The sequence below is a fragment of the Mitsuokella sp. AF21-1AC genome, assembly GCF_003458855.1.
Taxonomy (GTDB): domain Bacteria; phylum Bacillota; class Negativicutes; order Selenomonadales; family Selenomonadaceae; genus Mitsuokella.
In genome coordinates this window covers 47,632-60,074 of sequence record NZ_QRVW01000016.1, presented here as the reverse complement: position 1 = coordinate 60,074, position 12,443 = coordinate 47,632, and the positions used below count along the sequence as shown (strand labels likewise).

Annotated in this window: 9 protein-coding genes; 7 read left to right on the top strand and 2 right to left on the bottom strand. The window is 59.8% G+C overall.

All coding sequences use genetic code 11. The features are described from left to right. Positions 1-574 precede the first annotated feature (574 nt). Positions 575-3,463, bottom strand: a complete 2,889-nt coding sequence (locus DWX75_RS07300; RefSeq protein WP_118015674.1) for an EAL domain-containing protein — start codon at positions 3,461-3,463, stop codon at positions 575-577. A gap of 204 nt (positions 3,464-3,667) precedes the next feature. On the opposite strand from DWX75_RS07300, the gene DWX75_RS07295 reads away from it, so the two are divergent. Beyond that, positions 3,668-4,240: a nitroreductase family protein gene (locus DWX75_RS07295; protein ID WP_118015673.1), complete on the top strand. Its 573-nt coding sequence runs from the start codon at positions 3,668-3,670 to the stop codon at positions 4,238-4,240. A gap of 89 nt (positions 4,241-4,329) precedes the next feature. Here DWX75_RS07295 and DWX75_RS07290 read toward each other — a convergent pair whose 3' ends face one another. Further along, complete coding sequence (locus DWX75_RS07290) at positions 4,330-5,523, bottom strand: MFS transporter (RefSeq protein WP_118015672.1); 1,194 nt, start codon at positions 5,521-5,523, stop codon at positions 4,330-4,332. Between the two features lie 240 nt (positions 5,524-5,763). Between DWX75_RS07290 and DWX75_RS07285 the strand changes: the two genes are divergently transcribed. The 6 genes from DWX75_RS07285 (at position 5,764) to DWX75_RS07260 (ending at position 12,226) form a co-directional block, all read left to right on the top strand. After that, positions 5,764-6,258 carry a hypothetical protein gene (locus DWX75_RS07285; protein ID WP_118015671.1) on the top strand — a complete coding sequence of 165 codons (495 nt, stop codon included), beginning with the start codon at positions 5,764-5,766 and terminating at the stop codon, positions 6,256-6,258. Positions 6,259-6,317: 59 nt separating this feature from the next. After that, entirely contained in the window at positions 6,318-7,160 is an 843-nt protein-coding gene (locus DWX75_RS07280) for a histidinol-phosphatase HisJ family protein (RefSeq protein WP_233519519.1), read from the top strand. A 60-nt stretch (positions 7,161-7,220) separates the two neighbouring features. Continuing rightward, complete coding sequence (locus tag DWX75_RS07275) at positions 7,221-7,736, top strand: cysteine hydrolase family protein (RefSeq protein WP_118015670.1); 516 nt, start codon at positions 7,221-7,223, stop codon at positions 7,734-7,736. A gap of 32 nt (positions 7,737-7,768) precedes the next feature. After that, positions 7,769-8,206 (top strand): hypothetical protein, encoded by a 438-nt coding sequence (locus DWX75_RS07270; RefSeq protein WP_118015669.1) that lies wholly within the window; start codon positions 7,769-7,771, stop codon positions 8,204-8,206. A 1,963-nt stretch (positions 8,207-10,169) separates the two neighbouring features. Further along, positions 10,170-10,928, top strand: a complete 759-nt coding sequence (locus DWX75_RS07265) for an esterase family protein (RefSeq protein ID WP_118015668.1) — start codon at positions 10,170-10,172, stop codon at positions 10,926-10,928. Between the two features lie 107 nt (positions 10,929-11,035). Further along, positions 11,036-12,226, top strand: coding sequence for an acetyl-CoA carboxylase biotin carboxylase subunit family protein (locus DWX75_RS07260; RefSeq protein WP_118015667.1), 1,191 nt, complete (start codon positions 11,036-11,038; stop codon positions 12,224-12,226). The last annotated feature ends 217 nt before the right edge of the window (positions 12,227-12,443 follow it).

The following is a 12,443-nucleotide window of genomic DNA, read 5'->3' as shown; positions in this document are numbered from 1 at the left end:
GCCGCCCCTTCCGACAGCCTGCGGCTGCCACCTTCCCCAGAGGGGAAGGCTGCGCATCTTGTACAGCTCGTGTGTTTACCGAAGGCTGCGAGCCCAAAGCCTTCCCCGTTGGGGAAGGGGGACCGCGTCAGCGGTGGATGAGGTCCGTGCGCGTAGAAGGCTTGGCGTCCCCTTTGGGGAAGCTGTCAGCGCAGCTGACTGAAGGGGTGACAGCTCGCAGCAGCTTGCCGTTTCCGCCCATGGACCCCTTTCGGCCCTGCGGGCCACTTTCTCCGGGGATGCCCCCGGCATCCCGCGCTTCGCGCCCGTGCGCGGGGACAGCTTTCGCTTCGATGCACAATTTGTGAAATACCGAGCGGAGGGATGTATTCCGCCTGGAGGCGTGCAGCGGCTGCCCGCGATAATACCTGAGGGAACGAGGGCGCATAAGCGGAGCGTTGGCGCCTGGCATCCTTTAGCCAGCCGACTTCGCGCAGTGTTGCGCCCTCGTTCCCGCCGCTCACATTCAGCTGCGCGCTGAAGCCGGAATACATCCCGCAGCGCCTTCGCTTCGCCGCCTGTCGCCTCCTTGCTTTCAGCCGTTGTGGCGCAGGCGTTCCATGGCAAGGCGGTAGATGTAGCTGACGCTGCTGTCGGGTGGGCGGTGGATGCCGGGGTCATCGGCGTGGACGATGCTGTAACAGAACGTGATGGTGACGGGATTGCCGCTGATCTCGTGAATCGACTGCAGGCGGTGCTGGAGTTCGCGGGCGAGGTCCTCAGACTCCTGGTGGCTGCTCTCGCGGCGCAGGATGGCAAACGTCGCATTCTGGATGCGCGCGATGGCAGCATCTTTCCCCGTATGCTGGCGCAGGAGCTCGGCCTCCTGGCGGACGAGAGCGCGGATTTGCGGCAGCTCATACGAATCCTGGATATGCTCGTCGAAGCGGCTCTCAAGCAGGATCAGCACGTACGGCTGCTTTTCCATCGTCCACGTTTCTTGATACCGGGTCAGATCCCCGAGGAAACCCTGGCGGTTGCGCAGCCCCGTGATGGGATCGTCAAACGGGGAGGGCAGCGCCTTGTGCAGGTCGTGGTAAATCGCATTGGCATCGAAGAAGACGCCCATGAGCCCGATGATCTCGCCCTCGCGGTAAATCGGCCACTTGTAGCAGGTGATGTGGTGCAGGGTGCCGCGGATGATGCACTCGCCCGCGACATTCTCGATGGTTTTGCCCTTCTGCAGGACATCGAGTTCATCGAGGCGATACGTGTTGTTGTCGACATGCCAGTTCATATCCTCGTCGGTCTTGCCGAGAATCTCCTGCACGGACGAGAAACCGTAATAATCGAGGAAGGATTTCGTCGCTCCGAGGAAGCGGCGCTCCTTGTCCTTCCAGAAATAATGGAAATGCGTATTTCGCTCGAAATTCTTCCAGAGCAGCGAGGGCAGCAGCTGGCCCTCCGGCGCGGTTTCGCCGGCGGCTGGCGAGAGGAGGGGCGGATCCACGGTCTTGGTGGCCGTCAGCATGAGCGGCATGTTCCCGCTGGCGAGCAGGATGGCCGTACATTCCTTCCAGCCGTAATTGCCGCGCTGGTCGCGCACGCGGAAGCGGCAGGCAATGCGCCCGTACGGGCTCTTCTGGATGCGTGCGATGACGGTATCGGGGTCGCAGAACGCGAGATACCGCTTACGGTCATCCTCATAGACGAACTGTCTGGCAAAGGCCTGCACGGCATGCCGGATATCGTAGGCTGTTGTTTCGGCATCTTTTGCCGATGTGAGTGCGTCGCGGAAGTGGAGCGGCTCGATTGTGTCCTTCGCGAAATTGACGAGGTAGACATTCTCAAACATGCTGTACAGGTAGCGCAGGCGTTCGTCGAATTTATCCTGCTGCAGGCCGATGCCGTTCTGGGAGAGATTCTGGAATTCGAGCTGGATCAGCAGATGATGATTCAGCGCATAGATCACGCAAAGGCTGACGCTGATGTAATGGCCGCCATCAACGTAAAAGAAGGATTCGGTCTGATGGCTCTGGCGCGACTGGTGGATGCATGTCCAGAAGAGGCGGCTCGCATCGGATTTGTCTGGCGAACTCATATTCCGCTGTATATCCTGCAGCTGATAGCCCAGCATCTGTATCTGCTCGCGGTAAGGCTGGTTGGCGTAGAGGAAGCGGATTGTGCCGTTTTCCTGCATGTCGAGGATGGCGTTGGGCCGCTTGGACTGGCGGATGACCATGCTGGCCATATCGTAGAAATGGCACCACTTGCGCAGTTCGATGCCGCGGCCTTCCGCCTCAATATGCGCCAGCGTTCCCGCGAGCGGGCGCGGCTTGCCGTAGAAATAGCCCTGATGACGGCCGCAGCCGATGGAAGCGAGGAAGTCCGCATGCTCCTGCGTTTCGACGCCCTCCGCGAGCGTCTTGACGCCGAGATCCTTGGCCATCGAGATGATTGAGATAATGATGCTGCGCGATTTCTCGGTGAAACTGCGCAGGAAGCTCATGTCGAGCTTGACGAGATCGACTGTGTAATCCTTGAGGATGCTCAGAGAAGAATAGCCGCTGCCGAAGTCGTCGAGCCAGATCTCATAGCCCTCCTCGCGCAGCTGGTCAAGCACCTGATGAACGGTCTCGGCGTTCTGTGCGAGGACGCTCTCCGTGATCTCGATGTGCAGGAAGTCGCGCGGCACAGCGTAGCGCCGGCGCGTCCCCTCGACGAGTGAGAAGACGTCGATGAGGCTGAAGTCATAGCGCGAGAGATTGCAGGATACGGGCGTAACGGGCAGGTTCTTGTCGAGGCGCTGGCGCAGCATGCGGCAGACCTCCTCGAGCACGAAGGCGTCGAGGCGGTGGATGAGCCGTACCTGCTCGAGCACGGGGATGAACGACGCTGGCGAAAGGAAGCCGATGTGCGGGTCCACCCAGCGCGAAAGGGCCTCGAGGCCGCATAGCTCGCCTGTGAGCGTGCGGATGATCGGCTGGTAGTACACCTGAATCCAGTGCTTTTCGATGGCTTCTTCGAGATGGCGGATGACGTAGTCGCGGATGTCGCGGTCAATCGTGACGCCCGGCAGCGGGATATCGATTTCCTGCATTGTGCAGTAAAAGACGGGGCCGTACGCTTCCGTGTCGACGCGGCGGCCCGAGACGTCCGCATAGCGGGTGCGGCTCGTGCGCGTGAAGAGGTGACCCTGGACATGCTCGAAGCGGTCGTGCTTCTCCGCGAGCTCGTGCCGGATATCCTGCTCGACGCGCAGGCGGTCGTCCATCGCGAAGAGATGAAAGGCATTGCCCTCCGTATGATGACAGAGCTCTGCGAGATCGCGGCAGTCGAACAGGCGCATCATTTCCTCATTGGCATAGAGCAGGCGATAGGGGGCATTTTCCTCTGCGATGTAGAAGCAGCAGGGCAGATTCGCGGCGATGCCGGGAAAGGCATGTATGTCAGGATTTGTATCGGGATGATCGGATTTTGTCATAAAAATACCTCATTCCAATCGAGAAGTTCAAGTATATTCTAACTGAATTATACCATATCCTGCTGCATTTCGTCGCGGTTTGCATTCTTGATTCAGCGCTTTTCGTGTGACTGAGTTACGAAAGAAATTGTGTTCGCATGATAAAATAAACATATCATTTGTAAGCGTGTACGCGAAGCGCGTGCCGGAGAAGGGGGAACCATCATGAGTATTGTCGATTCCATTGCCAAACGTCGTACGTATTACCAGCTCAACAAGAATCTGCCCGTTGCGGAGCAGGAGGTCATCGGGCTCGTCGAGACGATTACGGAGCTCGTGCCGGATGCCTTCAACATGAAGAGCGCCCGCGCCGTCGTCGTGACGGGCGGCCAGCAGGATGCGCTCTGGGATGCCATCTACGACGCGTTTGATGGCAAGGTCGCCCGCGAGAAGATCGACGGTTTCCGCGCCGCCTACGGCACGATCCTCTATTTCTTCGACACGGACGTCGTCAAGGGCCTGCAGGAAAAGTTCCCGCTCTATGCAGCGAACTTCCCCGTCTGGGCCCAGCAGGCCAACGGCATGCTGCAGTTCTCCATCTGGAGCGGCCTGCGCGATCTCAACGTGGGTGCCAACCTTCAGCACTACAACCCGGTCATCGATGAGAAGGTCAAGGCCATGTTCGGCCTGCCTGCCTCGTGGCGGCTCGTCGCGCAGATGCCGTTCGGCGGCATCGTCGCGGAGCCCGATGCCAAGGAAAAAGAAGACATCGCGAAGCGCGTCAAGGTCATCCGCTAAGAGCCGGCGGCTCCTGCGGCAATGCCAACATACACGGATAGAAAAGCCCCGGTTCCTTTTGATGGGAACCGGGGTTTTTGACTGCGGATTCATTTGACTTTTTCCTGTTTGGACTGACGTCGGGCATGGGGCAGGTAGAAGAGGAGGCCGAAGAGCACGGCGCAGGCCGCAATCGCCGCACCGACAAAGCCGATGTCCGGCAAGAGAGAGGCGGCGGCCAGGCGCCCGCCGATGAAGGTGCCGCCGCCGATGCCAACGTTGAAGATGCCCGAGAAGATGGACATGGCGACGGGCGCTGCGGCCAGCGAGCAGTTGCGGATGAGCTCGGCCTGCATCGTCACGTTGAACAGCGTGGAGATTGTGCCGAGCAGCATGCAGCAGGCGATCATCGACGGCATGAAGGCGGCAGATGGCAGGAAGCACATGAGCGCCACGAGCAGGCCAAGGAGCCCCGCGCGGAAGATGGGGAAGCGGTGGCGGCCGTAGAAGCGCGAGAACAGGACGCTGCCGAAGAAGCCGCAGACGCCGAGCACCATGAGCGTCCAGGTGATGGCATCCGGCGCGAAGCCGGCGATCGTGCCGAGGAACGGCTCGATGTAGCTGTACGTCGTGAAGTACGCCGTGGCGAAGAGCACGGAGAGCACGAAGATGCCCGAGACGAGCGGATTGCGCACGAGCGCCGGCAGGTCGCGCGTCGAAAACGTGGAGTTGTTCGTGAGCGAGGGGAAGACGCGCCAGAGATAGAGCAGGGCCAGCGTCGAGATGACGGCGAGCACGAGGAAGGTCATGCGCCAGCCGAGCGCGAGGCCGACGACGCGCCCGAGCGGCAGGCCGAAGATCATGGCGACTGAGGACCCCGTCGCAATCGTCGAGAGCGCGAAAGGCTGATGCGTCCTCGTCACGAGGCGCGTGGCGAGTGGCGCGGCAATCGACCAGAAGATGGAATGCGCGCAGGCGACGAGGATACGCGCCCCCATGAGCATCGGGAAATTCACGGCGAGCCCCGAGCCGGCCTGGCCGAGGGCGAAGAGCGCGAGCGTCAGGAGCAGCAGACGCTTGAGCTCCATGCGGCAGGTCGCGAGCATCAGCGGCAGCGACAGGATGCCGACGACCCAGGCGTAGACCGTGATCATGATGCCCGTCGCGGCCGGCGTCATGCCGAAGGAGTCGGAGATGTCTGTCAAAAGTCCGATGGGCATGAACTCCGACGTATTGAACACGAAGGCGGAGACCGCCAGCCCCGTGAGCGGCAGCATGTATTTGAAGGGAATGGGTGGCAGCATGTGGATACAAACCGTCCTTTCATCTTGTCATCGTGGATTGGCAACAGTTCCATGCTAGCGGTGCTTCTTCCTTTTGTCAAGCCTTGTTCCAAGTCTTGTTCCAGAAATAAAGCCGGAGATTTTTTCCCGCACATGGATGTCAGGAAGCCGCAAGTTGTGATAGGATACATAGGGATAGTTTTCAGTATACGCGGCTTGGATTCGCATTCGATTAGAAACGGAATAGAAAAGGAAGAGTATATGGCATATCAATGGAACTGGCAGCACTTCACGCCGCAGGATTTTGCGGCCCTGCAGAGGAGGCTGCGGGATGCTTGGCGGGAAGTCCTGCCGGGCGGAGAATATTTCGGACAGATCCGAACCCAGGATGTCTGCTGGGACATCCAGACGGAATGGCTGAGGGAAGAGGAGGAGCCGTATGTGACGCTAAGCCCCTTTTTCCCGCACGATGCAGCCTCGCCGGAGCCTCCGTATCAGGAAATGGTGCCGGGCATGCCCTTCGATACATATGATGAGGCGAGCCTCGTCATTTCCCGCCGCGCCTTCCTGCGCTGGCCGTATTTGCAGTTCTGCGACTTCGTCACGCGGCATTTGGCAGAGAAACTCAAGGCCCCCGTCTTTGCGGCGGCTCTGGCAGAAGATACGGGCTTCTGGGACCGCCATGACGCGCGCCTCCGGGCCCTGCGCGAGGTGGCCGCCGCGGAGAAGCGGGATGACCCCGGCGGCAAGATGTGATATGATATGGACGTATGATAGTTAGACCAGGACAGATAAGAGAAGGACAGGATGAAGAAATGATCAAAGCAGATTATCATGTGCATTCCGCATTCAGCCGCGACAGCCAGACGCCGATGGCAGACCAGGTCAAAAGAGCCGTCGAGCTCGGGTTCCAGGAACTCTGTTTCGCCGAGCACGTCGATTACGGCATTGCCGTTGACCCGTCGGAGGACGCCCCCATTGTTTATCTTTCCGGACAGCCGATGGTCAACGTGGATTACCCCGCGTATTTTGCAACGCTTGCACGCCTGCGCCAGGAATACGCAGACCGCATCAAAATCCGGGGCGGCCTGGAGTTTGGCGTGCAGGTGGAAACCATCCCGCAGTTTGAGAAGCTTTACCACGCGTATGAGGATCAGTTGGATTTCATCCTGCTTTCCTGCCATCAGGCGGAAGGCAAGGGCTTCTGGACGGGTGAATTCCAGGAGGGGCGCACGCAGCAGGAATACAATGAAGGCTATTACGATGCCATCTACCACGTCATGCAGAACTACAAGGACTACAACATCCTCGCGCATCTCGACCTCATTGTGCGCTACGATCCGGCCGGCGTCTATCCGTTCGCCAAGATTCGTGATCATGTGGCAGCCGTCCTCGAGCTTGCGATTGCCGACGGCAAGGGCATCGAGATCAACACGTCGAGCTGGCGTTACCATCTCCCCGATACGCAGCCCTCGCGCGACATCCTGAAGCTTTACAAGGACCTCGGCGGCAAGATCATCACCATTGGCTCCGACGGCCATACGACGTCGCAGCTCGGCGCGCATTACGAGGAGGCCGCCGCCATCCTGCGCGATGAGATCGGCTTCCCTGCCATCTACACGTTTGAAAAGGGCAAGCCCTGCGGCCACAAACTGTAAGATTTCGCAGCGGGTCGTCTGGCGGCATGTTCGGCAGCAGTTTGAGAAAGGACGATTGCCATGAAGAAATGTATCGTAGTCATCGATATGCAAAAGGATTTCATTGACGGCAGCCTCGGCACGCCGGAGGCACAGGCGCTCCTGCCGCGCCTCCTTGCGTATGTGCAGCAGGCAAAAGACGCCGGTGCGGCGCTCGCCTTCACGCTCGACACGCACGGCGCGGACTACCTCTCAACGCAGGAGGGCCGCAAACTGCCCGTCCCGCACTGCATCAAGCCCGAGGCGGGCTGGCAGCTCGCGGAGGAGCTTCAGCCGCTTGCCAAAGAGGCCGTGGCCGTCGTCGAGAAGCCGGCCTTTGGCTCGCTCGAGCTGCCGAAGCACCTCGCCGCTTACGACGAGATCGAGCTCGTGGGCCTCTGCACGGATATCTGCGTCATCGCCAACGCCATGATCCTCAAGGCCGCCTTCCCCGAGAAGACGATTGCCGTCAAGGCCGATTGCTGCGCCGGCGTGACGCCCGCGAGCCACGAGTGCGCCCTGGCCGCGATGCAGGCCTGCCAGGTCGACATCCGCTGAGTCTGCCGACAGACGAAAAAGAAAGGAATCATATGGACGAAAAACACGAAGCACATACATGCGGCTGCGGCTGCCACCACGGCCATGATCATGCACATGACCATATGTCTCTGCCTGGCATGCAAACGCCCGCCGGGGACAGCCTCGACCCGCAGGATATCCGCTTCCGCCAGACCCTGCAGAAGATGCAGACCATGGCGAAATCGATGCAGGGCCTGCACGCGGAGATTGACGCGGCACTTGCAAAAGTCAGCCGGCAGAACGTCGGCTACATCCTGACGCAGAAGAAGAACGTCAAAAAACTCGAGCAGCTCTACGAAGACTGCTTCTCGCAGCCGCTCGGCCACCCGCTCTACGAGACCATGCGTCAGGCCGAGCAGGAGTACCTCGTGAACATCAAGAGCATCCTGCACGAAGCCCAGCAATTAAAGCGCGAGCAGGCCATAGCCAAAACGACGACAGAAAAATAAATCCGGAAACAGGACAGCAGAACAAACTGCTGTCTTTTGTTTTTCAACGCCAAGCCTTCCCCGCGCACGGGGAAGGGGGACCGCGAAGCGGTGGAAGAGGTCCATGGACGGACGGGCAAGGACAATACTTGCCTGTAAGTTCTTGCAAGCGTCGTAGCCCGCGCACGAGAGCGAAGCGAAGGCGCTGCGGGATGTATTCCGGCTTCAACGCGCAGCTAAATGTGCCCCAACATGCTGCGAGCAGCGAAGAAGTTTCGCCGCCTGCCGCGGCGTTCCGACATCCGGCGCGAAGAGCCTTTCGTATTGGGTCCCAGCCCTGCGGGCAGTCGCTGTGCGTCTCCAGGCGGAATACATCCCTCCGCTCAAGCTCTTGCTTTTCGGCAGAACACGAGCGCAGCAAGTTGCGTGCCTTCTCCGCGCACGGAGAAGGTGCCCCGTAGGGGCGAAAGAGGTCCTTGAGCTGACGGGCAAGAACAAAACTCAACTGCAAGTTCTTGCAAGCGTCGTAGCCCGCGCACGGGGGCGCGAAGCACGGGATGCCGGTGGCATCCTCGGGTGTGGCCCGCAGGGCCGAAAGGGGTCCTTGAGCTGACGGGCAAGAACAAAACTCAACTGCAAGTTCTTGCAAGCGTCGTAGCCCGCGCATGGGCGCGAAGCGCGGGATGCCGGTGGCATCCCCGGGTGTGGCCCGCAGGGCCGAAAGGGGTCCATGGGCGAGGATCTGTGCATGACCGATGACGCTGCGGGACGCATTCCGGCTTTAGCGCGCAGCTAAATGTGAAAGACGGGGACGAGGGCGCAACGCTGCGCGAAGTCGGCTGGCTAAAGGGATTTTTCCTTTTTAACGAAGCCTGACGAACGTGCGAAACGCGCGCTGCTTGAACGACGCTCGTTCGCCAGGAAGCTGGCAAGGAAAAATCCCTTCTTAACGCCAGGCGCCAACGCTCCGCTTATGCGCCCTCGTCCCCTCAGGTATTATCGCGGGCAGTCGCTGCGCGCCTCCAGGCGGAACACATCCCTCCGCTCGGTATTCCACAAACTGTGCATCGAAGCGCAGCCTTCCCCGCGCACGGGGAAAGTGCCCCGTAGGGGCGGAAGAGGTCCTTGAGCTGACGGGCAAGGACAATACTTGACTGTAAGTCCTTGCAAGCGTCGTAGCCCCGCGCACGGGGAAGGGGGACCGCGAAGCGGTGGAAGAGGTCCATGGACGGACGGGCAAGAACAATACTTGCCTGTAAGTCCTTGCAAGCGTCGTAGCCCCGCGCACGGGGAAAGTGCCCCGTAGGGGCGGGAGAGGTCCTTGAGCTGACGGGCAAGGACAATACTTGACTGTAAGTCCTTGCCAGCGTCGTAGCCCCGCGCACGGGGAAGGGGGACCGCGAAGCGGTGGAAGAGGTCCATGGACGGACGGGCAAGAACAAAACTCAACTGCAAGTTCTTGCAAGCGTCGCAGCCCGCGCATGGGCGCGAAGCGCGGAATGCCGGTGGCATCCCCGGAGAAGGTGGCCCGCAGGGCCGAAAGGGGGCTGTGGGCGAGGGGTCGCGCATATTTCGATTTACATGGAAATAGCAAGCTGCTGTGAGCAGTTACCCCTTCAGTCAGCTGCGCTGACAGCTTCCCCGAAGGGGACGCCATCTGCACGAGCCCCTAGCCTTCCCCGCGCACGGGGAAGGGGGACCGCGAAGCGGTGGAAGAGGTCCATGGATGACGGGCAGCAACGTTACTCGATTGCAGGCCCGCACAAGCGTCGCAGCTCCCCGCAGGGGGAAGGGGGACCGCGAAGCGGTGGAAGAGGTCCGTGGACGGATGGGCAAGAACAATACTTGCCTGTAAGTTCTTGCAAGCGTCGTGGCCCCGTGCACGGGGAAGCGACGGGCGGCACCTCTTTTTTGACAATTGCTGGTAAACTTGTTAAACTGTAAACCATACAGTCCCGCGAAACGAAAATGGAGCGTGATTTTTATGAAACGACAAGAGATATCCTGGCATAGTCCCAGGCTGGACCGCAATATGAATATCCGGATCTTCGGCCATACGGGAACGCCGTTCCTCATTTTGCCGACGCAGGATTCCATGTGCGACAACTTCGAAAACTTCGGCATGATCGATACGCTGCGCGAGCCCATCGAGCAGGGGAAAATCCAGCTGTTCTGCGTCGATACGGTCGATCAGGAAACGTGGTCGAACGTCTGGGGCGACAAGGGCTGGCGCGCCGCGCGGCAGGAGGCGTACTACAACTACCTCATCGAAGAGGTCCTGCCCTTCATCCGGCAGGAGAACGGCACGGGACGCCTGCCGGTCGCGGCGGGCTGCAGCCTCGGCGGTCTGCATGCGGCCATCGTCTTTTTCCGCCGCCCCGAGTGCTTTTCGGCCATGCTCTCGCTCTCGGGCGTTTACGATGCCAAATTCTTCTTTGACGGCTGGCTCGACAGCACGCTGTACCAGAACTCGCCGCTCGATTTCCTCGCGAATATGCCAAAGGATCATCCGTACATCAATATGTACAACGAGAAGCGCATCGTGCTCTGCGTCGGCCAGGGCCGCTGGGAAGAAGAAGGCCGCCGCACGACGGCGCTCATGCGCGACGTCTTCCAGCAGAAGGGCATCCATGCCTGGGTGGACTTCTGGGGCTACGATGTCGACCACGACTGGTGCTGGTGGAAGAAGCAGATCGTTTACTTCCTGCCGTATGTCCTCGGCGAGACGAATCAGCCGGGCTGAACGGACGCGATGGCTGGAGCCGGCAGCTCAGGCAGCGCGTAAAGGTTCGTAAAGGACAGAAAGACTAGAAAGAAAGCAAGAAAGGGTAAGAAAGGAACCGACACATCATGAATTTCGTTTTTATCTCCCCGCATTTTCCCAAGCATTACTGGCAGTTCTGCGACCGCCTGCACAAAAATGGTGTCAACGTGCTGGGCATCGGGGATTGTCCGTATGATGACCTGCAGGAGGAGCTCAAGGGTGCTTTGACGGAATACTACTATCTGCCGCATCTCGACGACTACGAGCAGATGCTGCGGGCCGTCGCCTTTTTTACCTTCAAATATGGCAAGATCGACTGGATCGAATCGAACAACGAGTTCTGGCTCGAGCAGGACGCCCGCCTGCGCACGGACTTTCATGTGACGACGGGGGAGCAGGCTGACAACATCCAGCGCATCAAGAACAAGTCGGCCATGAAGGCGTACTATGCCAAGGCCGGTGTGCCGACGGCCCGCCTGCACAAGGTCACGGACGAGCAGGCGGCGCGCGCCTTCATCGCCGAGGTTGGCTACCCCGTCATCGTCAAGCCGGATGTCGGCGTCGGCGCCTGCGATACGTACAAGCTCTCCTCGGATACCGACCTTACGGCCTTCTTCGAGAAGCTTCCTGCCGTGCCCTACGTCATGGAAGAATTCATCACGGGCGACATCTGCTCCTACGATGCCATCGTCAATGCGGAGTCCGAGCCCCTGTTCGAGTCGATGACGGTATGGCCGCCCTCGGTCATGGACATCGTGCTGCAGCAGCTCGACCTCTCGTACTACACGGCAGCCGAGCTCCCCGAAGCCCTGCGCCGGGCGGGCCGCGCCACGGTCAAGGCGTTCGGCGTCAGGAGCCGCTTCGTGCACCTGGAGTTCTTCCGCCTGACGAAGGCGAAGCCGGGCCTCGGCGAGGTCGGGGACTTCGTCGGCCTCGAGGTCAATATGCGCCCGGCAGGCGGCTACACGCCGGACATGATGAACTACGCGCATTCGACCGATGTCTACCAGATCTGGGCCGACATGGTCACGACGAACCGCCGCATCCTGCCGGACAGCGGCAAACACTGCTACTGCGTCTACGCCAGCCGCCGCGACTCCCATTCTTACGTGCACAGCCATGAGGAGATCATGGAGCGCTACGGGAAGGATATGGTCATGTGCGAGCGCATGCCCGAGATGATGGTGCCGCAGATGGGCAACCAGATGTACACGGTCAAGCTGCCCGACCAGGCCGCCACGGACGCGTTCATCGCGTTTGTCCAGCAGCAGAACTGAAAAAAGGAAGCCGAGACGCTTCGCAGCAGTCAGCATTTGTCTGGCCGCTGCGAGGCGTCTTTTCTTTGTCAAACATTTGTGCGAAGTACATTTCAGACGCACTTTTGTAGATTTGCCCATTCAAAGAATACAAAATACTTTCTGAAAATTTGTTTACAACCACATGGTTTTGTGGTACTTTAAACATAGATAAAACGTTTTATCAAAACAACTGAAG

Excerpts from the sequence above, each read along its gene's own strand:
- DWX75_RS07300 (WP_118015674.1), bottom strand. The coding sequence starts at position 3,463 with ATGACAAAATCCGATCATCCCGATACAAATCCTGACATACATGCCTTT.
- DWX75_RS07295 (WP_118015673.1), top strand. The coding sequence starts at position 3,668 with ATGAGTATTGTCGATTCCATTGCCAAACGTCGTACGTATTACCAGCTC.
- DWX75_RS07290 (WP_118015672.1), bottom strand. The coding sequence starts at position 5,523 with ATGCTGCCACCCATTCCCTTCAAATACATGCTGCCGCTCACGGGGCTG.
- DWX75_RS07285 (WP_118015671.1), top strand. The coding sequence starts at position 5,764 with ATGGCATATCAATGGAACTGGCAGCACTTCACGCCGCAGGATTTTGCG.
- DWX75_RS07280 (WP_233519519.1), top strand. The coding sequence starts at position 6,318 with ATGATCAAAGCAGATTATCATGTGCATTCCGCATTCAGCCGCGACAGC.
- DWX75_RS07275 (WP_118015670.1), top strand. The coding sequence starts at position 7,221 with ATGAAGAAATGTATCGTAGTCATCGATATGCAAAAGGATTTCATTGAC.
- DWX75_RS07270 (WP_118015669.1), top strand. The coding sequence starts at position 7,769 with ATGGACGAAAAACACGAAGCACATACATGCGGCTGCGGCTGCCACCAC.
- DWX75_RS07265 (WP_118015668.1), top strand. The coding sequence starts at position 10,170 with ATGAAACGACAAGAGATATCCTGGCATAGTCCCAGGCTGGACCGCAAT.
- DWX75_RS07260 (WP_118015667.1), top strand. The coding sequence starts at position 11,036 with ATGAATTTCGTTTTTATCTCCCCGCATTTTCCCAAGCATTACTGGCAG.